Here is a 22,108-nt window from a genome sequence, read left to right as displayed (position 1 = left end):
TGCGGCTTTAAGCGGATTTATTTTTACAGTACAATAATGGACTCTTGAAAGTTTTCAAGACCATATTATTTTTTAAACTGTAAATCGCGAATTCGGCCTGAAAGGGTGCCCGCCAGACGGGTTCTTGGGCGAATTCAAGACCTAACCCTGGAGATTATTATGTCTGTTACCATGCGTGAAATGCTGGAAGCCGGTGTGCATTTCGGCCACCAAACCCGTTTCTGGAACCCGAAGATGGCTCCCTTCATCTTCGGTCATCGCAACAAAATCCACATCGTCAATCTGGAAAAGACACTGGCAATGTATAACGACGCGATGAATTACATCCGTCAGCTCTCTGCCAACCGTGGCACCATTTTGATGGTCGGAACCAAAAGACAGGCGCGCGATATCATCGCCAGTGAAGCGCAGCGCGCCGGCATGCCGTATGTCGATCAGCGCTGGCTGGGCGGTATGCTGACCAACTTCAAAACGATCAGGACTTCCATCAAGCGCTTGAAAGACATGGAAGCTGCTATTGAAGACGGCACCGTCGATAAAATGAGCAAAAAAGAAGGCCTGATGTTCCAGCGCGAAGTGGCCAAATTGCAAAAAGCCATCGGCGGCATCAAGGACATGAACGGTTTGCCGGACGCGATTTTTGTCGTTGATGTCGGTTATCACAAGGGCGCTGTCACGGAAGCACAAAAACTCGGTATTCCCGTCATTGGCGTCGTGGACACCAATCATTCGCCTGAAGGTCTGGCTTACGTCATTCCGGGGAATGACGACTCTTCCAAGGCTATTCAGCTGTATGCGCGCGGCGTTGCCGATGCGATTCTTGAAGGACGCGCAAGCGCCATGCAGGATGTGCTTGAAACCGTAAAAGGCGAAAGCGGCGAGGAAGCGGCCCAGTAATCGTGTGTATCCTTCCGTTTTATGACAGAAGGATCTGTGAAAATATTCAGTAAACGGGGGCGAAGGCCCCCTTTGTAAGGAGAACAGTATGGCAGTCATTACAGCGGCTATGGTAGGCCAGCTGCGAGCGAAAACCGATGCGCCAATGATGGAGTGCAAAAAGGCGTTGACCGAAGCGGGCGGCGACATTCAGAAAGCGGAAGATATCCTGCGTGTCAAACTGGGCAACAAGGCGTCGAAAGCGTCGAGCCGTGTTGCGGCCGAAGGCGTTATCGCGATTCATGTCGATGGCAATACCGCTTCCATCATCGAAGTGAACTGTGAGACCGATTTCGTAACCAAAAACGACGATTTTGTAGCATTGGCCAATGCCTGCGCCAAACTGGTAACGGAAAACGATCCTGCCGATGTGGCCGGTTTGTCCGCTTTGCCGCTGGATGGGAAAACCGTTGATGAGCAGCGTACCGCACTGGTCGGCCGTATCGGCGAAAACATGTCCATCCGTCGTTTTGCGCGTCATCGGGCCGATGCGAAAATCGCTTCCTATCTGCATGGCTCGCGCATCGGCGTTGTGGTTGAGTACGATGGCCCCGATGAACAGGTCGGCAAGGATGTCGCCATGCATATCGCTGCCATGAAACCGGCTGCCCTGTCGTCTGAACAGGTCGATCCCGCCCTGATCGAAAGAGAACGCTCCATTGCGCAGCAGAAAGCGGAAGAAGATTCGGCAAAAGCCGTCGCGGAAGGCAAGAAGGCGCAACCCGCCGATATTATCGCACGTCGTATCGAGGGCTCCGTCCAGAAATTCCTGAAGGAAGTGTCACTGCTTAACCAGCCTTTCGTCAAAAACGACAAACAGTCTGTCGGACAAATGCTGAAAGAAAAAAATACAACGGTCAAATCGTATACCTTGTATGTAGTCGGCGAAGGTCTGGAGAAAAAGTCGGATGACTTTGCCGCGGAAGTTGCCGCGCAGATGGCGGCAGCCAAAGCATGATGTTTTTAAACGGGCCGAAAGGCCCGTTTTTCTATGGGTTGATTTTTTATTGTTTTCACGCTGTCTGAGATAAGGAATGCAGGATTATGACCAGTCCACTATATAAGCGGGTTCTTCTGAAATTATCAGGTGAAGCACTTATGGGAGAAGACCAGTTCGGTATCAATCGCGCTTCAATTGAACATATGGTCGGGGATGTGGTCGAGGCCGCGAATCTGGGCGTGGAAATGGCGATCGTGATCGGTGGCGGCAATATTTTCCGCGGCGTTGCGCCAGGTGCAAAAGGAATGGATCGTGCAACAGCGGATTATATGGGCATGTTGGCTACTGTGATCAATTCACTGGCGCTGGCCGATGCCATGGAACAGGCAGGCCTGACAGCCCGCGTCATGTCGGCTATCGGTATTGATCAGGTTGTCGAATCCTATGTCAGACCAAAAGCACTCCAGTATCTGGAAGAAGGCAAGGTCGTTGTGTTTGCGGCCGGGACCGGCAATCCCTTTTTCACGACCGATACGGCCGCTGCCTTGCGCGGTGCGGAAATGGGGGCGGAAATCGTACTGAAAGCGACAAAGGTCGATGGCGTCTATAGCGCAGATCCCATGAAAGATACCTCTGCAACACGTTATTCCCATATTACCTTTGATGAAGCGATCGAAAAGCATCTTGAGGTGATGGACGCTGCGGCCTTTGCATTGTGCCGCGACCAGAAATTGCCCATCAAGATATTTTCGATTTTAAAACACGGTGCCTTAAAACGGATTCTGCTCGGCGAAGATGAAGGAACACTGGTTCATATTTAGGATGAAACCCGTATAATGCCAGTGCTTATTGGCTTTTTACCGTTTATTTTGCAAGAGGGACGTATCATGAGTATTGCCGAAGTGAAAAAAAATGCCGAACAGAAAATGAACAAATCGGTCGATTCGCTCAAAGCCGATCTGGCCAAGGTGCGTACCGGACGGGCTCATACCGGCATTCTCGACCATATTCAAGTCGATTATTACGGTTCACCGACCCAGATCAGTCAGGTTGCCAATGTCACTTTGCTGGACGCACGCACGATTTCGGTTCAGCCCTGGGAAAAAAAGATGGTCAGCGTTATTGAAAAAGCCATCCGTGATTCCGATCTGGGTTTGAATCCTTCTTCTGTCGGCGATATCATCCGCGTTCCAACCCCTCCGCTGACCGAAGAACGCCGCAAGGAAATGGTCAAACTGGTCAAAACCGAAGGGGAAGACGCCAAAGTTGCCGTTCGCAATATCCGGCGCGACGCCAATGAAGCTTTAAAAAAGATGGTCAAGGACAAGGCGTGTTCTGAAGACGAAGAGCGCAGGGCGCAGGACGATATCCAGAAACTGACCGACCGGTTCGTACAGCAAATCGACAAGCTCCTGACCGAAAAAGAAAAAGAAGTCATGACGGTTTAATGGATTCGTCATTTAAGACATGTCCGAAACCAAAGTTTCCGGTTCCCTTTCAGCCATAGCACCGATGCCGCGACATATTGCCATCGTCATGGATGGCAACGGGCGCTGGGCAAAAAAGCGTTTTCTGCCGCGTGTTGCCGGACATGTCAGGGGAACGGAAGCGATCAGGCGTACCATAGAAGGATGCATTGTGCGCCATATTCCCTATTTGACTGTTTTTGCCTTCAGCTCCGAAAACTGGAACAGGCCCAATGAGGAAGTCGGTTTTCTGATGAATCTGTTTCTGTCCACTCTGGAAAAGGAAACGGAAAAACTGCATGCCAACCATATCCGGTTGAAAGTCGTCGGCGATACGGGCCGTTTTGATCCCGCTCTTCAAAAAGCGATTGCGCGTGCCGAAGAAAAAACTTCCGCCAATTCGGCCTTGACCCTGACCGTATGCGCCAATTACGGCGGCCAGTGGGATATCGTGCAGGCGGTCAGGCGTCTGCGGCAGGAAGGTGTCTTGGAAAAGGACATGACAGAAAAAGACCTCGCTTCCCGTCTTGCCCTTTCTTATGCGCCCCACCCCGATCTGTTCATCCGGACTGGCGGAGAAAAAAGGCTGTCCAATTTTCTTCTCTGGCAATTGGCTTATACCGAGTTATACTTTACGGAAACATACTGGCCCGATTTCGACGATAAAGAACTTGAAAAGGCGATTCTGGCTTTTCAGGGCAGGGAAAGACGATTCGGAAAGACAAGCGAACAACTGGTGACGTGATCCGATGCTGAAAAACCGCATTTATACCGCTTTGTGCCTTGCTGCAGTCCTGTTTCTGATTTTATGGTCGCAAATCGACTGGTTATTCGGGCTTTTCCTGCTGGTCTTTTTCGGGGCCGCTTCATGGGAAAACGCAAGGTTGTTTGAAAACAGGCATCCCCTGGTTGTCGCGGTTTTTTCCGGCATGGCTTTTGCCGGTTCGGCCCTCTGGCTTACCGAACAGGTTTATGTCTGGTTCGCTCTGGCGGCTGTTGTCATCTGGATTGTTTTTCTTGTTCCCTCGCTGTTTCGTGAATTGCCGAATCCCGGAAGCGCAGGCGCTCGCCTTTATCAATCGCTCTACTGGTTTTCCATACTGGGCAGTTTTCTCTCGGTTCTTGTTTTATACAGGCAATCGGCCTTTTTCCTTCTTTCCATTCTTCTTGTCGTCTGGCTCGCCGATATCGGCGCTTATTTTGCGGGAAGAGCTTTCGGGAAACGCAAGCTGGCGCCGGCTATTTCGCCAGGTAAAACCTGGGAAGGCGTTATGGGCGGCCTGTTCGCTGTTATACTGGTTGCCGCAGTGGTTGTATGGATTTCGCCGCCGCAGGAAAATATTGCGCTGAGAGTGTTTGGACGATATGGCTGGGCAGGCATGCTGTGCAGCCTGATCTTGCTGGTTGCGATGAGTATCGTCGGCGATTTGCTGGAATCCAAGCTGAAACGCCGGAGGGGATTTAAAGACAGTAGTAATTTGTTGCCGGGACATGGCGGAGTGCTGGATCGGATCGATTCACTGATTCCCGTGTTGCCTCTGGCCGTTTTATTAGGGATGTGGTTATAAAATCATGACGGCAAAACAGCAGCGCATCACTGTGCTGGGTTCTACAGGTTCTATCGGTGTTTCCACACTGGATGTTTTAGTGCGCCATCCGGAACAGTATGTTGTCCATGCCCTGACCGCGAACAGCCGTGTTGGGGAATTGCTCAGGCAGTGCGAGCGCTTTCACCCGGAAATAGCGGTAGTCGGTACGGCTGCCGCCGCATCGGTTCTGGAACGGAATTTGCGGTCGAAAGGCATTGCAACGGAGGTGCTTTACGGTGAGAAAGCCCTGTGCGAAGTGGCCTCTTCGTCGCAATGCGATGCCGTGATGGCCGCTATCGTCGGGGCTGCCGGTCTTGCGCCCGCTCTGGCAGCGGCCCGAGCCGGGAAAAAGGTAATGCTTGCCAACAAGGAAGCGCTGGTCATGTCGGGACAGTTGTTTATCGACACGGTAGCGGCCAGTGGCGCAACGCTTTTGCCGATCGACAGTGAACACAACGCCATATTCCAGTGTCTGCCGTACCGCCATAAACGTTTTCCGCATCGACATGGCGTTTCCAAGATTTTGCTGACGGCGTCGGGCGGCCCTTTTTTGCACAGGCCTGTCGATACACTGGACAGTGTGACACCTGAACAGGCAATTGCCCACCCGAAATGGGTAATGGGAAGAAAAATATCCGTCGATTCAGCGACCATGATGAATAAAGGCCTGGAAGTGATTGAGGCGCACTGGCTTTTCGGTATTCCGGCGAGCCAGATCGAGGTCGTTATTCATCCGCAAAGCGTTATCCATTCCATGGTGTCGTATGTCGATGGGTCGGTTATCGCCCAGTTGGGCAATCCTGACATGCGCATCCCGATTGCGCATGCTCTCGCTTATCCGGAGCGGATGACCTCAGGCGTAACGCCTCTGGATTTGACGCGAATCGGTACCTTGCAGTTCGAGTCGCCCGATTTTGTGCGTTTTCCCTGTTTGAGGCTGGCATACGAAGCGTTGAAAACGGGCGGTGCGACACCGGCCATTCTGAACGCCGCCAATGAAGTAGCCGTTCAGGCTTTTCTGGAGCAGCGTATCAGTTTCCGGCGTATAGACGACGTTGTCGCCCGCGTGCTGGACAAGGTGCCGACAGAAAGTTCGATTACGGGAATCGACAGTGTCCTAATGCATGACCGTGCTGCCCGAACGGTCGCCACGAATCTGATTTTGCAATGATAATCCTTCAAACATTACTGGCTTTCGTTCTTGCCCTGTCGGTGCTTATCGTTGTCCATGAACTGGGGCATTACTGGATGGCGCGTCTTTGCAATGTCAAGGTGCTCCGGTTCTCAATGGGAATGGGAAAAATTCTTTTCAGCCGCGAATTCGGGCCGGACAGGACAGAGTGGGCCATTTCAGCTTTGCCGCTGGGCGGTTATGTGAAATTGCTGGATGCGCGGGCCGATGATTTGAGCGCAGTTTCTCCCGAGGACAGAAAGCGCGAATTCACCAGCCAGAGCGTGTGGCGGCGTATCGCGATTGTCGCGGCGGGACCTCTTGCCAATTTCGTACTTGCCATTGTGGTGCTGACCGGACTGTATATTTATGGCATGCCTGAACCGGTAGCCAGACTAAGGGCAGTACCCGAAAATACAGTAGCGTATCAGGCAGGCCTCCGGGGAGGCGAAACCATAGTCGATATCGACGGGACGTCTATTCATAACTGGCAACAGGTGCGCTGGAAGCTGACCGAAGTTCTGATGGAGGAGCACCCGGCGGTTTCCATAACATATGAGAAACCGGGTGAAAACGGTGAGGCAAAGGCTGATCCGGTAACCGCCATTTTGCCGACAAAACAGTTGTCGATAGAAGAAGTCGACAAGGATTTCATCGGGAAACTGGGCCTTTTCGTTGAACGACCGCCCGCTGTTATAGGGCAAATTGAAAAAAACGGAGTCGCTGAAAAAGCCGGTTTGAAGGAAGGAGACCGGGTAACCGGAGTCAATGGCGAAGCGGTGCTGGATTCGCTGGCGTTTGTCAATATCGTCCGCGCTTCGCCCGGCAAGTCTCTCGTTCTTCAGGTCATGCGGAACGGCCAGCCTCTGGACATCGCCCTGACCCCGGCAGTACGGACGGAAAAAGACGTTCTGGTCGGCAAAATGGATGCCCGGATATCCGTGATGCCGGATATGACCATTTTGAGTTACAGTATTCCGGTTGCTTTTGCCGAAGGTGTTTACAAGACCTGGGATACCTCAGTGATTACGGTAAAAATGATCGGAAAGATGATTACAGGCGACGTGTCGCTAAAGAACATTACCGGTCCGATCGCGATAGCCGATTATGCCGGCCAGACAGCACGGGCCGGTCTGATTCGTTATCTTCATTTTATTGTTTTCATCAGTATCAGTATCGGGGTGATGAATTTGCTTCCGATACCTGTGCTGGACGGCGGTCTTTTGCTGTATTATGCTGTGGAGGTTGTGACGGGTGGTTCCATTCCTGAAAAAGTGGCCCAGATCGGTTATAAAATCGGAATGGGCATCCTCGGTTTATTATTGCTGGTTGCCGTTTTTAATGATGTTATCCGTCTCTTTTTCTGACCGGGATCGGGAAAACCGTATGGATGTATGTCTTCGTTTGCGTCTTTAAATGAGATTCATGAAATTATTCAATCGTCGTTTACCGTTTCGCTTGCCGGTTCTGGCTGCCATCGGTGCAATGCTGTGTTCCGGACAGGCGTGGGCAATCGAGCCTTTTACTGTTAAAGATATTCGGGTGGAGGGCATTCAGCGTACGGAAGCCGGAACCGTTTTCAATTATCTTCCGGTGCGGGTCGGTGAAACCTTTACTGACGAAAAAGCCGTATCGGCCATCAGGGCGCTTTATGCAACCGGTTTCTTCAAGGATGTGAGAATCGATGCGGAAGGGGACATTCTGGTCGTGATCGTTGAAGAACGGCCGGCAATTGCCAGTGTCGATTTTACGGGCGCGAAAGAATTCGACAAGGAGATGTTAATCAAGTCCTTAAAAGATGTCGGTCTGGGGGAAGCGCGCATTTATGACCGGGCGCTGGTCGACAGGGCAGAACAGGAACTGAAGCGCCAGTACATGTCGCGTGGCTTGTATGGCGTTCAGATCACGACGACGATTACGCCGGTCGAAAGAAACCGGGTCGCCATCAATTTTACCGTGGATGAAGGCGAGGTATCCCGTATCAAGGAGATCAAGTTTGTCGGAAACAAGGCGTTTTCCGACAAGGATCTGATGGATATCATCAAATTGCGCACGCCCGGATGGTTTACATGGTATACGCGGGCCGATCAGTATTCCAAGGAAAAACTGACGGGCGACATTGAAGCGCTGAAGTCGTTTTACCAGAATAACGGCTATATTGAGATGCAGGTTGAATCGACACAGGTGTCGATTACAAGCGACAAGAAAGATATCTACATCACCCTGAATATCAAGGAGGGGGACAAATTCACGGTTTCCGATATTCATCTGGAAGGCGAGCTTTTCGGACGCGAAGATGAAATCAAATCCCTGATCGAACTGGAAAAAGGCGATGTTTATTCCGGAGAAAAGCTGACAGCGAGTTCCAAGAAAATTTCGGAATATCTGGGGAATTTCGGCTACGCATTTGCCAACGTCAATCCGCAGCCCGATATCGACCGCGAAAAAAAGGAAGTGGCTTTTACGATATTTATCGATCCGGGCAAGCGCGTGTATGTCCGGCAGATCAATATTGCCGGGAACACCAAGACGCGAGACGAAGTTATCCGGCGGGAATTCCGGCAAATGGAAGGCTCCTGGTATGATGGCAAGAACATCAAACTGTCTCGCGACCGGGTTGATCGTCTGGGCTTTTTTACGGAAGTCGCGGTCGAAACGCCGGAAGTGCCGGGAACAACCGATCAGGTTGACGTCAATATGAAAGTGGTTGAAAAACCGACGGGTAACCTGATGCTGGGCGCCGGTTTTTCACAGGAAGACAAGCTGCTCCTGTCGGGCTCCATCGAACAGCAGAATTTTGCCGGAACCGGCAACGATGTGGCCCTGAACGTCAATACGAGCAAACGCTACCGGACGATCGCACTTTCGCAGAATACGCCTTATTTTACGGAAGATGGCATCAGCCGCCGTTATGAACTGTTTTATCGTACGATAAGACCGCCTTTGATTAACGATAGCGACTACAAGGTCGAGACATTGGGAGCCAATGTCAAATTCGGTGTGCCGTTTACGGAAGTGGATCGCGTGTTCTTCGGGGTTGGGGTTGAAAATACATACATGGAAACGTATTGGGACAGCCCCGAGCGCTACAAGGATTTCGTGCGCGATTTCGGCGACGGGACGACGGCCAATGCATGGGGCGTACCGCTGACGATTGCCTGGGCAAGGGACAGCCGGGACAGTTCGCTGGTGCCGACAAAGGGCCGTTATCAGCGGGCGAATTTTGAAGTGTCCCCATTTGCCGACATGAAATATTACAAGGCGTCTTATCAACACCAGTATTTCTGGCCGATGTTCAACGGCGGAACGCTGGCCTTGAACGGCATGATCGATTACGGTAAAGGACTGGGCGGCAAGCCATATCCGGTGTTCAAGAACTTTTACGCCGGCGGTATGGGAACGGTTCGCGGTTATGAAAGCTCGTCACTGGGACAGGTCGAGTACGATTCGGATGGCGATCGAGAATATCTCGGCGGATCCAAGCGGGTTGTGGGCAATGTCGAACTCCAGTTTCCGATGCCCGGAATGGGAGGAGACCGGACATTGCGCTGGTTCACGTTCCTGGACGCCGGTAATGTTTATGCTGATGGTCAAGACATCGACTTCGGCGATTTGAGATACTCGGCAGGGTTTGGCGTCAGTTGGGTGTCGCCGATCGGACCATTGAAACTGAGCTATGGCGTTCCGCTCAATGCAAAGGATGGAGACCGGAAAGAAGCGTTCCAGTTCCAGCTGGGTACCGGTTTCTAGGAAAACGGTGGCATAATTCATAATATTGATTTATTTTTTGGAGAAGCAACTTGAAAAATTTTGCTAAAACATTCATGGATACGAAAAAGGCAGTTGTACTGGCGTTTTGCCTGTGCGCTTTCGGACTTGCGCATGCACAGGAATACAAGGTCGGTTATATCAATCCGGATCGGATCATGAGTGAATCCGCTCCAGCCAAGGCGGCAGAGAAAAAACTCGAAAGCGATTTTTCGAAACGGACAAAAGAATTGCGCGACACTCAGGCTCGTCTGAAAGCGATGGGGGAAAAACTCGACAAGGATATGCCGGTTTTGTCCGAATCGCAGCGGATCAAGAGGCAGCGTGAACTGGCCGACATGAGCCAGGATTTCCAGCGTAAAAGTCGCGCCTATCGTGAAGACCTCATGCAGCGCCGCAATGAGGAAATCGCCAAGGTTTTCGATCGGGTCAACACGGAAATCAACAAGATTGCCAAAGCCGGAAAATACGATCTGATCGTTCAGGATGCGGTTTATATTTCTCCACGTGTCGATATTACCGAACAGGTATTGAAAGCACTCAACAATTAATCTGAAAATCGGATGTCGATAAATCTTGACGAACTGGTTGACCGCTTCGGCGGTCAACTTATTGGTGACGGCAGTATCGAAGTTTCCGGATTCGCTCCACTGGATAAGGCCGGTTCCGCTCACATCACTTTTCTTACCAATCCCCGTTTGCGACATGAAGTCGGCAATTGCGAGGCCGCCGCCCTGATCATTTCGCCGAAAGACAATCAACTGGTTGGCCACTTGTTTAAGGGAGCGCGTATTGTCACCCGCAATCCTTACGCCTATTTTGCACACGCGGCACAGCTTTTCCAAAGTCTCAAAACGGTTCCCCCGGTACCGGGCATTCATCCGAGCGCCGTTATCGATCCGGCGGCGAAAATTGCCGCAAGTGCGACAATCGGCCCTTTCGTTACCGTTGAATCCGGGGTGGAAATCGGAGAAAACTGTCTGATCGAAGCGGGCTGTTTTATTGGAAGAAATGCCAAAATCGGCGCCGGTTGCCATTTTTTTCCGCGAGTCGTGTTTTTGCCGGAATGCCAGATAGGCGAACGGGGTGTGTTACGGCCGGGAGCGGTTATCGGTTGCGAAGGGTTCGGCTTTGCCAATGAAGATGGCGTCTGGATCAAGATTCCCCAGACAGGACGTGTCATTATCGGAAACGATGTCCAGATCGGCGCCAATACCACCATCGACAGAGGGGCCTTGTCGGACACGATTATCGAGAACGGCGTCAAACTGGACAACCAGATCCAGATCGGTCACAACTGTCATATTGGGGAAAATTCGGCGATGGCCGGGTGCGTTGGCGTTGCCGGCAGCGCCATATTCGGAAAACGCTGTACGGTCGGAGGAGCCGCCATGATCGGAGGGCATTTGAGCATTGCCGATGGCGTTCACATCACTGCCGCCAGCGTGGTACAGAGTTCGGTGACGGAACCGGGCGTCTATTCGGGATTTTATCCGCTGGCAAAACATGCCGATTGGGAAAAGACGGCTGTGCTGACGCGAAAATTGGGCTCCATGCGTGATAGAATCCGTGAACTTGAAAAAACTATCCATTCGCTAACCAAAACAAAAAAATGAAGAGTTTGAATATTCATCAGATCCGGGAACTGTTGCCGCACCGTTATCCCATGCTGCTGGTTGACCGTGTTCTGGACTGGGAAGCCGGTAAAAAGATTACGGCCATCAAAAACGTTACGGCCAATGAAGAGTTTTTCAATGGCCATTTTCCCGATCATCCGGTTATGCCGGGCGTTCTGATTATTGAAGCGCTCGCCCAGACGGCGGCGATTTTTGCTTTCATCTCGCATGACAGCAAACTGGACAAGGATGCGCTGGTGTATTTTGCGACCATCGACAGCGCCCGCTTCAAACGTCCTGTCGAACCGGGCGATCAGCTTGTCATGGAAGCCGAGCTGATCCGCAATTCGCGTGGAATGTGGAAGTTCAAGACAAGAGGGCTGGTTGACGGCCAGCTGGCGGTCGAGGCGGAACTGATGTGTGCCATCCGGGGTGGTGTCGTTGCCCAGAAAGCTGAATCCTGATGGCTATTCATCCTACCGCCATTGTCGATCCGCACGCTGAGCTGGACAGTTCCGTCGAGGTTGGCGCCTATTCGGTTATCGGAGCTGACGTCAAAATCGGGGCACGGACAAAGGTGGGGCCTCATGTCGTTATCGAAGGGCACACGACGATTGGCGAAGACAATCACATTTTCCAGTTTGCCTCTCTGGGAGGCATGCCGCAGGACAAGAAATATGCCGGCGAATTGACGAGACTGGAAATCGGCGATCGCAATACCATCCGTGAATTCTGTACTTTCAATCTGGGAACGGTCCAGGATGAGGGGGTTACCCGGCTGGGCAACGACAACTGGATTATGGCCTATGTGCATCTGGCCCACGATTGTCAGGTAGGCAGCCATACCATTTTTGCCAACAGCGCACAACTGGCGGGACATGTTCACATCGGCGACTGGGTCATATTGGGCGGATTCACGCTGATTCATCAATTCTGCCGGGTGGGCGACCATGCCATGACCGGATTCGGTTCGAAAGTATCGCAGGATATCGCTCCTTTTCTGATGGTTTCCGGAACGCCGACCTCGACTTACGGGATCAATTCCGAAGGGCTCAGACGCCGGGGGTTCACTCCGGAACAGATTGCCGATATTCGCCGGGCATACAAAACCGTTTACCGGTCCGGCCTGTCTCTTGAAGAAGCAAAATCGAAATTGCTCGAAGAAGCGGAAAACTCGTCGGATTCAGCCCTTTACCTTAGACAGATGCACTCTTTTATCGAAAAAGCGCATAGAGGGCTGCTTCGCTAGGAATATAAAGAGACTCAGTCTGACATGGGAAAGGGGCAAATGAGATCGATAGCCATGGTTGCCGGAGAAACATCGGGCGATCTTCTCGGTGAAACCCTGTTATCCGCGCTACGTCCCCAATTGCCGAATACATTGATGCACGGTATCGGGGGTCCCCGCATGGCGAAATACGATTTCGTCAGCAACTGGCCTATGGAAAAGCTGGCGGTCAACGGGCTTTTCGAAGTGTTGGCGCATTACCGGGAAATCAAGGGAATACGCAATCATTTGCGGGATCATCTGCTTGCCGAAAGGCCGGATGTCTTTGTCGGCATCGATGCACCGGAATTCAATCTCGATCTTGAAGTGGCCCTGAAAAAAAAAGGCATCAAGACCGTGCATTTCGTCAGCCCTTCCGTCTGGGCCTGGCGTAGCGGTCGTATCCGGAAAATTGCCGAAGCGGTTTCACGCATTCTTGTCCTGTTTCCTTTTGAGGAAGCCATTTATCAAAAAGCGGGCATACCGGTTACCTGTGTGGGGCACCCCTTGGCCGAGGCCATTCCGATGAGACCTGATATGAACGCCGCGCGCGACAGTCTGGGGCTGGACAAGGAAAAACCGGTCGTGGCGATTATGCCGGGCAGCCGGATGTCTGAACTCAAATACAACAGCCTTCCTTTTATCGACGCTGCGAAACTGTTGTTGAAACGCGATCCTGATATCCAGTTCATTATTCCTATGGCCGGAGACGAACAGCTGGCTTATTTTACCCGTCTGGCGACTGAGGCCCATCTGGACAAATTGCCTTTGAAGCTTGTCAAGGGACAATCGCATACAGCGATTACGGCTGCGGATGCGGTGCTGGTCGCTTCCGGAACGGCCACTCTGGAAGTGGCCCTTTTCAAGAAACCCATGGTGATTGCCTATCGTCTGATGCGGGCAACCTGGGAAATCGCACGTCATATCGTCAAACCGCCAGTCGGGTTGCCCAATATTCTGGCAGGCGAAATGATCGTTCCGGAACTTTTGCAAAATGCTGCAACAGGCAAGGCCCTGTCAGAAGCATTGTGGTTCCAGTTGACGGATCAGGCAAACCGGAACCGTTTGCACGAACGGTTTGTCGCCATGCATTATTCACTTTTGCGCAATACGGCCCAGGCAAGCGCACAGGCCGTTTTAGACGTGATGAAAGAAAATGGCTGATTCATTTCCGGATAAACGGATATTTTCCTGGCCGCTCCCTTTCGATGATGGAGTTTTGCCGGAAACGGAACTGATTTGCGGGGCGGATGAAGCGGGAAGAGGCCCTATTGCCGGGCCGGTTTTCGCTGCGGCGGTTATCCTGGATCCGGATCGGCCTGTTAACGGTTTGAGAGATTCGAAAAAACTTTCGGAAAGCCGGCGTGATGAACTGGCGCTTGAAATCAAAAAGAAAGCGAAAGCCTGGTCGATTGCACAGTGCTCCGTTGCGGAAATCGACGAGCTGAACATCCTCTGGGCTTCCATGCTGGCCATGAAGCGGGCCATTGAAACGCTTTCCGTCTTGCCCGAACTGGCGCTTGTTGATGGAAACCGATATCCCAGGGATTTATCTGTCCGGGCCGAAGCGATCGTCAAGGGGGACGACAGGGTGCCTGCCATCTCGGCCGCTTCCATTCTGGCGAAAACGGCAAGGGATGCGGTCATGAGGGAGTTGCACAGGCAGTATCCGGCATACGGCTTCGACCGCCATAAAGGCTATCCAACGGCCTTTCATCTGGCGCAGTTGAAAAAGTACGGGGTTTCTCCGGTTCACCGGAGAACGTATGCACCTGTCCGGAAAATACTGGAAACGGGAGAAGCGGTCGTTTGATGTTCCTCTCCAGCCGCTGTTTTCCGGTTTTTCGGGCCGGGGTCAGCGACAAATTGAGGTAAAGGTTTGAATATGGATCTGGATTTTCTTTCGGTGACAGACCGGCCGGCGGATTTGCGGAAAATCGCATGGCCTAAAAGGCTGAAATTGCTGGTGACGGCGCCGCATCCGGACGATTTCGATGCGATCGGCGTCACCTTGAGGCATCTGATGGATGCCGGGCATGAGGTGCACGTTATCGTTTCGGAAACGGGTAGCGGCATTGACAAGGTTTACGGCGCCGGCATGACAGCGGAAGACAGACGACAGCTGCGGGTCACGGAACAGACCAGGAGTTTCCGTTTTTTCGGGTTGCCTGACGATCGTTTCCGTTTTCTGAAACTGGACAATGCCGAAGACGATCAGGTTGCTGACACTGCGGCAAACCGGCTTTTTCTGGAAAAGCTGGTTCGCGAGCTGAAGCCGGACATGCTTTTCATGCCGCATGGAAACGATACCAACCGTGCGCATCGGGCCATGTATGCCATGATGAAAGCCATTGCTTCCGGGGTGGAATGGCCCATTGCCCTGATGTTGAACAGTGACGTCAAAACAGTCGGGATGAGAAAGGACTTTTATCTCGCGTTCGATGAAACGGAAGCGCAGTGGAAAAGCGAACTGTTGCGTTATCACGATTCGCAGCATCAACGCAATCTGCGCGACCGCGGCTACGGCTTCGATGAGCGGGTGCTCATGCTGAACCGGCGAACGGCTGCCGAACTGGGTATTGACGAGCCGTATGCCGCTTCCTTTGAACTCGAGATTTGCAACTGAGCCTTACACAGGCGGTTTTTCCTGCGCGGGGCCGGAAAAGGCACGCATATCGCTTAAAATAGCGGTTGCGATTTCCTCAATGGATTTGGAAGTGGAAGAAAGGTAACGGATTTTCTCCAGATTCATCATGCCTTCCGCCTCGGATACTTCATAGCGGCAGTTTTCCAGCGACGCATAGCGGCTGTTCGGACGCCTTTCATGGCGGACTTCGGAAAGCCGTTCGGGCTGGATGGTCAGTCCGAACAGTTTGTTTTTATGCCGTTCCAGCGCCGAGGGCAGGCGGCCGCGTTCGAAATCTTCCGGAATCAGGGGATAGTTCGCCACTTTGAGCCCGTATTGCATGGCCAGATACAGGCTGGTCGGCGTTTTTCCGCTTCGAGATACCCCGACCAGAATGATATCGGCTTCTTCCAGCTCCTTGTTCGATTGCCCGTCGTCGTGCGCCAGCGTGAAATTGATGGCTTCGATCCGGTTTTTGTATTCCGTGCTTTCCATGTTCTGGTGGCTCAGGCCGATTTCCTGCTTGGGCGCGATGCCCAGTTCCATTCTCAGCGGTTCGACAAACGTCTGGATAACGTCCAGATGAAGGGCGCGCGCTTCCCGGAGGACAGAGACCAGTTCGGGAATGACCAGCGTCGAGAAAACGATAGGCAAAAGCCCTGTTCTGTTGTATTCCTCCTGAATCTGCCGTTTTGCGCTCCGGGCTTTTTCGATATTGTCCACAAAGGGAATGTGTATTCTCGCGTAAGACAGGTTGAACTGGGAAAGAACCGAACGGGCCAGCGCCTCTGCCGTGATGCCGGTGCCATCGGATACGATATAAACGGTTCGTGCCGGAATTTCCTGTTGATTCGACATATTTCAACCTGTCTGGAAAGAATAATCAAAGAGATAAACAATTTCTTTTATTGTAAGGATTATTTTTGAAAAACACAGTCTCTCTGGCGGTACAATAAAAACGAATTTTCATTTTGCCGAAATTCCGGATAATTCTTTTTCCACCGGACACCGATTCCATTTTCGCCAGGAGATCACTATGTCGGAAGCAGCGCCACTCACACCCAACGATCAGGCTGTTTATGTCATTCCCTTTACGGAATTGAGAATGAAAGATGTACCTTCCGTCGGCGGAAAAAACGCCTCTCTCGGCGAAATGATCAGCCAGTTGCAGGAAAAGGGTGTCCGGGTTCCCGGCGGTTTCGCCACGACGTCCCAGGCTTACCGCGATTTTCTTTCCTATAGCGCCGATGGCGCCACCACTCTGGCCAAACGCATCGAGGACCGGCTGGCGGGAGTCGATATCAGCGATGTACGCGCTCTGGCAGACGCCGGGGCTGATATCCGGAAGTGGATTGTCGAAACGCCGCTTCAGCCCCGTCTCGAAAAGGAAATCCTTGAACAGTATGGCCAGATGGTCAAAAAAACGACCGGCGAACTTTCCGTCGCGGTACGTTCTTCCGCTACGGCAGAAGATTTGCAGGACGCTTCGTTTGCGGGCCAGCAGGAAACGTATCTGAATGTCGTCGGTGAAGAAAACGTATTGCATGCGGTCAAACTGGTTTTCGCGTCCCTTTATAACGATCGCGCCATTTCCTACCGCCAGCAGCGTGGTTTCAAACATGCGGACGTGGCCCTGTCGGCCGGTATCCAGAGAATGGTCCGCTCGGATCTGGCCTCATCCGGCGTCATGTTCACGCTGGATACGGAATCGGGATTTAAGGATGTCGTGTTTATTACCTCCAGTTACGGGCTGGGTGAAACGGTTGTGCAGGGAGCCGTCAATCCGGACGAATTTTATGTGCACAAGCCGATGCTGGAGAAAGGGAAGATGCCGATCATCCGGCGCTCGATCGGGTCGAAACTGATTGAGATGGTTTTTTCAAAGGATAAAAATGCGGACGAACCGGTCAGAACAGTCGAGGTTCCCGAAGAAAAACGCAAACGCTTTTCCCTGAAGGATGCGGAAGTCATCGAATTGGCCAGATTTGCCGTTATTATCGAAAACCATTACGGTCGCCCCATGGATATCGAATGGGGCAAGGACGGTGTGGACGGAAAACTCTACATTCTTCAGGCGCGTCCCGAAACCGTCAATTCCCAGAAAAAAGGCGAATCGGTACAGGTTTTCAAACTGAAAGGAAACGGCAACATTCTCGCTTCAGGCCGTGCCATCGGCCAGAAAATCGGTACCGGCCGCGTTCGTATCGTGAAAGATCCTTCCGAAATGCACAAGGTTGAAGAAGGCGATGTGCTGGTTGCCGATATGACGGATCCAAACTGGGAACCGGTTATGAGAAAATCGGCCGCTATCGTAACAAATCGCGGTGGACGAACCTGTCATGCCGCCATTGTGGCGCGTGAAATCGGGGTTCCGGCTGTTGTGGGCTGTGGCAATGCGACGGAAATCCTCAAAGAAGGCCAGCTGGTAACCGTCTCGTGTGCGGAAGGTGAAGACGGCCGTATTTACGAAGGCAAGCTGGAAATGGAAGAGTCCCATATTACCTATGGAACGCTTCCGGTTCTTCCGGTAAAACTCGCCATGAATGTGGGCAATCCGCAAATGGCTTTCAAGTTGCAGGCGATCCCGAATGGCGGTGTCGGTCTGGCACGGCTGGAATTCATCATCAATGAGATCAGCGTTCATCCGAATGCCGTTCTGGCGTATCCGAATGTCGATCCCGATCTCAAAACAGCGATTGAATCGGTTTCCCGGGGGTATGCTTCCCCTCGCGCCTACTATGTGCAAAAACTGGCGGAAGGCGTTGCCACCATTGCTGCCGCCTTCTGGCCGAAACCGGTCATTGTCCGTTTGTCCGACTTCAAGTCCAACGAATACCGGACATTAATGGGCGGTACGCGGTATGAGCCGGAAGAAGAAAACCCGATGATGGGGTTCCGGGGGGCTTCCCGTTATATCGCCCCGTCATTTGCCGAAGCGTTCCATATGGAATGCGAAGCCATGAAAAAAGTCCGCAATGAAATGGGACTGACTAATGTCGAAATCATGGTGCCGTTTGTCAGAACGCTCAAACAGGCGCGTTCGGTGGTTGATCTGCTGGCGGTCAACGGCTTGCGTCGCGGCGAAAACGGCTTGCGCATCATCATGATGTGCGAAGTGCCTTCCAATGCGATTCTGGCGGATGAATTCCTTGAAATGTTCGACGGTTTTTCGATCGGTTCCAACGATCTGACCCAGTTGACGCTGGGACTGGATCGCGATTCCGGTCTCGAACTGTTGATGGCTGATTTCGACGAACGCGACCCGGCCGTGCTGGCCCTGATTTCCAAAGCGATCGCGGCTTGCAACAGCCAGGGAAAATATGTCGGAATTTGCGGTCAGGGGCCGTCGGATCATCCCGATTTTGCACGCTGGCTGATGAAACAGGGGATCGACTCGATGTCCCTGAATCCCGATTCGGTCGTTTCGACCTGGCAGACACTGGCCGAAAGCCAGAAAAAAGGCTGCTAGCGACAAACAAGCCGATTCATAGCTTATTAACGTGAATGAATCGGCTTGTTGTGAAATTTGCCTTTTCGCCATCCATCCTATAAGGTTATATTGTTAATCTGCCGACAGGAAATAAACTGATGACAGACTGGATGGTGTGGCTTGCCTTTGCTGGCATGCTGGTGGCGGTAGAGATTTTTACCGGAACCTTTTACCTGCTGATGATTGCCGTCGGTTTTGCGGCCGGCGGCCTCGCCGCCATGGCAGGGACTCATTTTTCCATCCAGTTCATTGTTGCCGGGGCGGTTGGCGGTCTGGTGACGCTTCTCTTGCGCAATAGCAGAATATTCCGGAAGCATCGAATCGAGCCGCAGCGCAACCCTTCCGTTATTCTCGATATCGGAGAAACCGTCGAAGTCGGTCGCTGGGAAAATCCGCAAGGCGGAATCTACAGGACGCGCGTCAATTACCGGGGTGCCTTGTGGGATGCCGAACTGCTGCCGGGCGGCGAACCGGAAGCCGGTCTGTTCATCATTCGTGAGATACGCGGCGCTACGCTGCTTGTGACTAACTGCCGTGAATAATATTTTGACTTTTTGATTAAACGGGGATTTCAGTGGATTCAATATTTCTCGTTATGGTTTTTCTTATTGTGATCGTCGTTTTCGTGATCAAGTCGGTCAATGTCGTGCCGCAACAACATGCCTGGGTCGTCGAGCGGCTTGGAAAATATCATGCCACGCTGGCGCCGGGACTGAACATCGTCGTTCCTTTTATCGACCGGGTTGCCTACAAACACAGTCTGAAGGAAATCCCGCTGGATGTGCCGTCCCAGATCTGTATCACCAAGGACAACACCCAGTTGCAGGTAGACGGCATTTTGTATTTCCAGATTACCGACGCCATGCGTGCTTCCTACGGTTCGTCAAACTATATCGCCGCCATTACCCAGCTTGCCCAGACAACCTTGCGTTCGGTGATCGGGCGTATGGAACTGGACAAGACATTCGAGGAACGCGAATACATCAATACCTGTGTGGTCAGCGCCGTTGATGAATCGGCCCGTAACTGGGGCGTCAAGGTCTTGCGCTATGAAATCAAGGATCTGACCCCACCGGCCGAAATTCTGCAAGCCATGCAAGCCCAGATCACGGCCGAGCGGGAAAAACGGGCCTTAATTGCCGCATCCGAAGGACGCAAGCAGGAACAGATCAACATTGCCAACGGACAGCGTGAAGCGGAAATCGCCCGTTCCGAGGGAGAAAAACAGGCGGCGATCAACCGTGCGGAGGGGGAAGCGGCAGCCATTGTCGCCATTGCCGACGCCAATGCGGAAGCCTTGCGCAAGGTCGGCGAAGCCATTGTCGCGCAAGGGGGCAGCGATGCCGTGAATCTGAAAGTGGCCGAGCAGTATGTCGCCGCTTTTGAAAATCTGGCGAAAACCAACAATTCGATTATCGTACCCAGCAATCTTTCCGATATGAGCGGGCTGATCGCCAGCGCCCTGCAAATTGTCGATTCGCAAAAGAAAAGTGCCCGGTAAAGCAGCGATCTCGTGTAACGATAAAAAAGCATGGCTAAAGCCATGCTTTTTTGTGAGAAATTCGCTTATTTTTTCTTGACCAGATCGCGACCGAGTTTTTCTTCTACCGCGGTGACCTTGCTTTTCAGCCGGGATTCCTTCCCAGCGCGATAATCTACCCGCGTCATGACGCTGATGCGGTCGCAATCCTTTTGAAGCGCCTTGAAACAGTCGCCAACCACCTTCATGACATCGTCCCATTCGCCTTCGATGGTGGTGCTCATGGCAGAAAACTGATAGGTCAGGCCACTCTTGTCGATAATATCCATGCATCGGGCAACATAAGGACTGAGGCTTGTGCCCTTGTCGTTCGGGAAAATGGCCAGTTCAAGCAATACCATAAAAATTCTCCTGATAAAGGGGTGGGTGAATTCAGGCTTCTACCGTATAACCGGAACAGCCCCATGTGACAATGTCGCTTCCGATGGCCTCGATCATTTTGGCAACGGGAACCTGTCCGGTACAGTGACACGGAACAAGCTTGTCCGTTTTCCAGCGCTTTAGATGGTCGAAAGTGTATTGCAAGCGTTCTTCATTGGCATTGACCAGATGCATGCCGCCGATAATGCCGTGAACCTTGTCGATACCGGAAATCTGCTTGATGTATTCCACCGTGTTGACAAGACCGGCATGGCAACAGCCCAGAAGAATCAGCAGGCCTTTATCGGTTTCAAACCACATGGACTGGTCGTCTTCGATCAGATCGTCAACGTCTCTGTGGTCATCCAGAAAGAAGGGGCCACCCGTGTCTTCGAGAAGGGATTCGCGAGGTACCGGTCCGGTCATGCCGACTCTGGGCGTCAGATAGCGGGGCGTGCCCAATTCGTGAATGCGGCTTGCCGAAATGGAAGACAAGGCCTGTTTCGATGCGTCCGGCATGCCGATGGAGCGGGGCGCGGTTCCGATCTTGCAGCTGTACCGTGTCCTGTCCAGATCAGCGCAGCAATAAATCTGGGCATGATCGTTCAGTTCCAGAAATTGCGGAATCTGGCCAGTGTGATCGAAGTGGCCATGGCTCAGCACCAGCGTATCGGCTTTTTTCAGATCGATATTCAGGCGTTCGGCATTGACCAGCATGCCGCCGGTCTGGCCGGTATCGAACAGGATGTGACGGCCTTCTGTTTCGATCCAGGCTGAAAACCCGTGTTCTTTTGCCAGATTCTCGTCAAACGACTCGGTATCGACCAGTACAGTGATTTTGACTGACGTGTTCACGAATATCCCCTCGGTTAATTGAAATGAAGTCAGAAACAATGGTAACAGAAGACAGGCTCAGGTATGCCGTTTCCACCCCTGTTTTTATAGCCGGAAATAATGGGGAAGACGCTTGCCCGCTGAATTCATTATCCCCTTATTTCAGGACTTCTGTGCAGCGTTCGATGAGATCGCCGGTTTCATTGCCGTTGACCGCCTTGAACAGGGTGCCGTCCTGGCCTTTTGTCCACCAGACCAGTCCGTCGCCCACATAACGGGCGCCACTGGCGGAAATGGCGATCTGCATGGGAATGGTTTCCTGTTGATATCTGATTTCGGCCGTTTCGGTTGTCGGATAGGTCGCAATGATCCGGTTCCCGCTGTCGCACTGATAGCTGACAGCATTGGGAGGAAGCGGCAGCAGGTTCTGGCTGATGTCGTTGCTGTCGGGTGTGCTGCAGGCGGCCAGCGGCAGAACCAGCAAGAGAAATAAACGTTTCATGGT

At 52.3% G+C, this 22,108-nt stretch carries 23 protein-coding genes; 19 read left to right on the top strand and 4 right to left on the bottom strand.

The window, feature by feature from the left end; translation table 11 throughout:
- The first annotated feature begins 159 nt into the window (after window positions 1–159).
- The 16 genes from rpsB (at window position 160) to OFAG_RS11555 (ending at window position 15,379) form a co-directional block, all read left to right on the top strand.
- The gene (rpsB, locus tag OFAG_RS11630) at window positions 160–897 is read left to right on the top strand and encodes a 30S ribosomal protein S2 (protein ID WP_005875811.1); all 738 of its coding nucleotides are present in this window, start codon (window positions 160–162) and stop codon (window positions 895–897) included.
- 88 nt (window positions 898–985) lie between these two features.
- Window positions 986–1,894 (top strand): translation elongation factor Ts, encoded by a 909-nt coding sequence (gene tsf / locus OFAG_RS11625; RefSeq protein WP_005875814.1) that lies wholly within the window; start codon window positions 986–988, stop codon window positions 1,892–1,894.
- 86 nt (window positions 1,895–1,980) lie between these two features.
- Window positions 1,981–2,697: a UMP kinase gene (gene pyrH, locus OFAG_RS11620; RefSeq protein ID WP_005875815.1), complete on the top strand. Its 717-nt coding sequence runs from the start codon at window positions 1,981–1,983 to the stop codon at window positions 2,695–2,697.
- A 66-nt stretch (window positions 2,698–2,763) separates the two neighbouring features.
- Complete coding sequence (gene frr, locus OFAG_RS11615; protein WP_005875817.1) at window positions 2,764–3,324, top strand: ribosome recycling factor; 561 nt, start codon at window positions 2,764–2,766, stop codon at window positions 3,322–3,324.
- Between the two features lie 19 nt (window positions 3,325–3,343).
- On the top strand, window positions 3,344–4,087 hold the full coding sequence (gene uppS, locus OFAG_RS11610; protein ID WP_005875818.1) for a polyprenyl diphosphate synthase: 744 nt from the start codon (window positions 3,344–3,346) through the stop codon (window positions 4,085–4,087).
- Window positions 4,088–4,091: 4 nt separating this feature from the next.
- Window positions 4,092–4,910, top strand: coding sequence for a phosphatidate cytidylyltransferase (locus OFAG_RS11605; protein WP_005875819.1), 819 nt, complete (start codon window positions 4,092–4,094; stop codon window positions 4,908–4,910).
- A gap of 4 nt (window positions 4,911–4,914) precedes the next feature.
- Window positions 4,915–6,102, top strand: a complete 1,188-nt coding sequence (ispC, locus tag OFAG_RS11600) for a 1-deoxy-D-xylulose-5-phosphate reductoisomerase (protein WP_005875820.1) — start codon at window positions 4,915–4,917, stop codon at window positions 6,100–6,102.
- Window positions 6,099–7,469 (top strand): RIP metalloprotease RseP, encoded by a 1,371-nt coding sequence (gene rseP, locus OFAG_RS11595; RefSeq protein ID WP_005875821.1) that lies wholly within the window; start codon window positions 6,099–6,101, stop codon window positions 7,467–7,469. Before ispC ends, rseP begins: the two co-directional genes overlap by 4 nt.
- Window positions 7,470–7,527: 58 nt before the next feature.
- A complete protein-coding gene (bamA, locus tag OFAG_RS11590) occupies window positions 7,528–9,852 on the top strand; it encodes an outer membrane protein assembly factor BamA (protein WP_040720560.1) in 2,325 nt (774 codons plus the stop codon).
- A 50-nt stretch (window positions 9,853–9,902) separates the two neighbouring features.
- Window positions 9,903–10,421: an OmpH/Skp family outer membrane protein gene (locus OFAG_RS11585; RefSeq protein ID WP_005875823.1), complete on the top strand. Its 519-nt coding sequence runs from the start codon at window positions 9,903–9,905 to the stop codon at window positions 10,419–10,421.
- A gap of 12 nt (window positions 10,422–10,433) precedes the next feature.
- Window positions 10,434–11,486, top strand: a complete 1,053-nt coding sequence (gene lpxD / locus OFAG_RS11580; RefSeq protein ID WP_005875824.1) for a UDP-3-O-(3-hydroxymyristoyl)glucosamine N-acyltransferase — start codon at window positions 10,434–10,436, stop codon at window positions 11,484–11,486.
- Window positions 11,483–11,950 carry a 3-hydroxyacyl-ACP dehydratase FabZ gene (fabZ, locus tag OFAG_RS11575; protein ID WP_005875825.1) on the top strand — a complete coding sequence of 156 codons (468 nt, stop codon included), beginning with the start codon at window positions 11,483–11,485 and terminating at the stop codon, window positions 11,948–11,950. The genes lpxD and fabZ overlap by 4 nt, the downstream gene beginning before the upstream one ends.
- Window positions 11,947–12,735, top strand: coding sequence for an acyl-ACP--UDP-N-acetylglucosamine O-acyltransferase (lpxA, locus tag OFAG_RS11570; RefSeq protein WP_147617626.1), 789 nt, complete (start codon window positions 11,947–11,949; stop codon window positions 12,733–12,735). Before fabZ ends, lpxA begins: the two co-directional genes overlap by 4 nt.
- A gap of 39 nt (window positions 12,736–12,774) precedes the next feature.
- Window positions 12,775–13,917: a lipid-A-disaccharide synthase gene (gene lpxB / locus OFAG_RS11565; protein ID WP_005875829.1), complete on the top strand. Its 1,143-nt coding sequence runs from the start codon at window positions 12,775–12,777 to the stop codon at window positions 13,915–13,917.
- Window positions 13,910–14,566 carry a ribonuclease HII gene (rnhB, locus tag OFAG_RS11560; protein ID WP_005875831.1) on the top strand — a complete coding sequence of 219 codons (657 nt, stop codon included), beginning with the start codon at window positions 13,910–13,912 and terminating at the stop codon, window positions 14,564–14,566. Before lpxB ends, rnhB begins: the two co-directional genes overlap by 8 nt.
- A 72-nt stretch (window positions 14,567–14,638) precedes the next feature.
- Window positions 14,639–15,379 (top strand): PIG-L deacetylase family protein, encoded by a 741-nt coding sequence (locus OFAG_RS11555; protein ID WP_005875833.1) that lies wholly within the window; start codon window positions 14,639–14,641, stop codon window positions 15,377–15,379.
- Between the two features lie 3 nt (window positions 15,380–15,382).
- On the opposite strand, the gene ppsR is transcribed toward OFAG_RS11555, so the two are convergent.
- Window positions 15,383–16,237, bottom strand: a complete 855-nt coding sequence (ppsR, locus tag OFAG_RS11550; protein WP_005875835.1) for a posphoenolpyruvate synthetase regulatory kinase/phosphorylase PpsR — start codon at window positions 16,235–16,237, stop codon at window positions 15,383–15,385.
- A 178-nt stretch (window positions 16,238–16,415) separates the two neighbouring features.
- On the opposite strand from ppsR, the gene ppsA reads away from it, so the two are divergent.
- The 3 genes from ppsA (at window position 16,416) to OFAG_RS11535 (ending at window position 20,370) form a co-directional block, all read left to right on the top strand.
- Window positions 16,416–18,848, top strand: a complete 2,433-nt coding sequence (ppsA, locus tag OFAG_RS11545; RefSeq protein ID WP_005875837.1) for a phosphoenolpyruvate synthase — start codon at window positions 16,416–16,418, stop codon at window positions 18,846–18,848.
- Between the two features lie 119 nt (window positions 18,849–18,967).
- Window positions 18,968–19,411, top strand: coding sequence for an NfeD family protein (locus OFAG_RS11540; protein ID WP_005875839.1), 444 nt, complete (start codon window positions 18,968–18,970; stop codon window positions 19,409–19,411).
- Between the two features lie 53 nt (window positions 19,412–19,464).
- Entirely contained in the window at window positions 19,465–20,370 is a 906-nt protein-coding gene (locus OFAG_RS11535) for an SPFH domain-containing protein (protein WP_040720546.1), read from the top strand.
- A gap of 65 nt (window positions 20,371–20,435) precedes the next feature.
- Here OFAG_RS11535 and OFAG_RS11530 read toward each other — a convergent pair whose 3' ends face one another.
- The 3 genes from OFAG_RS11530 to OFAG_RS11520 all read right to left on the bottom strand — a co-directional run bounded on the left by OFAG_RS11530 (window position 20,436) and on the right by OFAG_RS11520 (window position 22,105).
- Window positions 20,436–20,750, bottom strand: a complete 315-nt coding sequence (locus OFAG_RS11530; protein WP_005875842.1) for an MTH1187 family thiamine-binding protein — start codon at window positions 20,748–20,750, stop codon at window positions 20,436–20,438.
- 31 nt (window positions 20,751–20,781) lie between these two features.
- Window positions 20,782–21,624, bottom strand: a complete 843-nt coding sequence (locus OFAG_RS11525; RefSeq protein WP_005875844.1) for an MBL fold metallo-hydrolase — start codon at window positions 21,622–21,624, stop codon at window positions 20,782–20,784.
- A 136-nt stretch (window positions 21,625–21,760) separates the two neighbouring features.
- A complete protein-coding gene (locus OFAG_RS11520) occupies window positions 21,761–22,105 on the bottom strand; it encodes an MliC family protein (RefSeq protein ID WP_020995319.1) in 345 nt (114 codons plus the stop codon).
- Window positions 22,106–22,108: the final 3 nt, after the last annotated feature.

Source organism: Oxalobacter paraformigenes (genome assembly GCF_000158475.2).
In the GTDB taxonomy this organism is placed as follows: Bacteria; Pseudomonadota; Gammaproteobacteria; order Burkholderiales; family Burkholderiaceae_D; genus Oxalobacter; species Oxalobacter paraformigenes.
The sequence above is the reverse complement of the archived record's forward strand: the minus strand, read 5'-3'. Positions and strand labels throughout refer to the sequence as shown.

Excerpts from the sequence above, each read along its gene's own strand:
- OFAG_RS11535 (WP_040720546.1), top strand. The coding sequence starts at position 19,465 with ATGGTTTTTCTTATTGTGATCGTCGTTTTCGTGATCAAGTCGGTCAAT.
- uppS (WP_005875818.1), top strand. The coding sequence starts at position 3,344 with ATGTCCGAAACCAAAGTTTCCGGTTCCCTTTCAGCCATAGCACCGATG.
- ispC (WP_005875820.1), top strand. The coding sequence starts at position 4,915 with ATGACGGCAAAACAGCAGCGCATCACTGTGCTGGGTTCTACAGGTTCT.
- frr (WP_005875817.1), top strand. The coding sequence starts at position 2,764 with ATGAGTATTGCCGAAGTGAAAAAAAATGCCGAACAGAAAATGAACAAA.
- OFAG_RS11540 (WP_005875839.1), top strand. The coding sequence starts at position 18,968 with ATGACAGACTGGATGGTGTGGCTTGCCTTTGCTGGCATGCTGGTGGCG.
- OFAG_RS11520 (WP_020995319.1), bottom strand. The coding sequence starts at position 22,105 with ATGAAACGTTTATTTCTCTTGCTGGTTCTGCCGCTGGCCGCCTGCAGC.
- ppsA (WP_005875837.1), top strand. The coding sequence starts at position 16,416 with ATGTCGGAAGCAGCGCCACTCACACCCAACGATCAGGCTGTTTATGTC.
- OFAG_RS11555 (WP_005875833.1), top strand. The coding sequence starts at position 14,639 with ATGGATCTGGATTTTCTTTCGGTGACAGACCGGCCGGCGGATTTGCGG.
- rseP (WP_005875821.1), top strand. The coding sequence starts at position 6,099 with ATGATAATCCTTCAAACATTACTGGCTTTCGTTCTTGCCCTGTCGGTG.
- lpxD (WP_005875824.1), top strand. The coding sequence starts at position 10,434 with ATGTCGATAAATCTTGACGAACTGGTTGACCGCTTCGGCGGTCAACTT.
- pyrH (WP_005875815.1), top strand. The coding sequence starts at position 1,981 with ATGACCAGTCCACTATATAAGCGGGTTCTTCTGAAATTATCAGGTGAA.
- lpxB (WP_005875829.1), top strand. The coding sequence starts at position 12,775 with ATGAGATCGATAGCCATGGTTGCCGGAGAAACATCGGGCGATCTTCTC.
- rpsB (WP_005875811.1), top strand. The coding sequence starts at position 160 with ATGTCTGTTACCATGCGTGAAATGCTGGAAGCCGGTGTGCATTTCGGC.
- fabZ (WP_005875825.1), top strand. The coding sequence starts at position 11,483 with ATGAAGAGTTTGAATATTCATCAGATCCGGGAACTGTTGCCGCACCGT.
- tsf (WP_005875814.1), top strand. The coding sequence starts at position 986 with ATGGCAGTCATTACAGCGGCTATGGTAGGCCAGCTGCGAGCGAAAACC.
- bamA (WP_040720560.1), top strand. The coding sequence starts at position 7,528 with ATGAAATTATTCAATCGTCGTTTACCGTTTCGCTTGCCGGTTCTGGCT.
- ppsR (WP_005875835.1), bottom strand. The coding sequence starts at position 16,237 with ATGTCGAATCAACAGGAAATTCCGGCACGAACCGTTTATATCGTATCC.
- rnhB (WP_005875831.1), top strand. The coding sequence starts at position 13,910 with ATGGCTGATTCATTTCCGGATAAACGGATATTTTCCTGGCCGCTCCCT.
- OFAG_RS11605 (WP_005875819.1), top strand. The coding sequence starts at position 4,092 with ATGCTGAAAAACCGCATTTATACCGCTTTGTGCCTTGCTGCAGTCCTG.
- OFAG_RS11530 (WP_005875842.1), bottom strand. The coding sequence starts at position 20,750 with ATGGTATTGCTTGAACTGGCCATTTTCCCGAACGACAAGGGCACAAGC.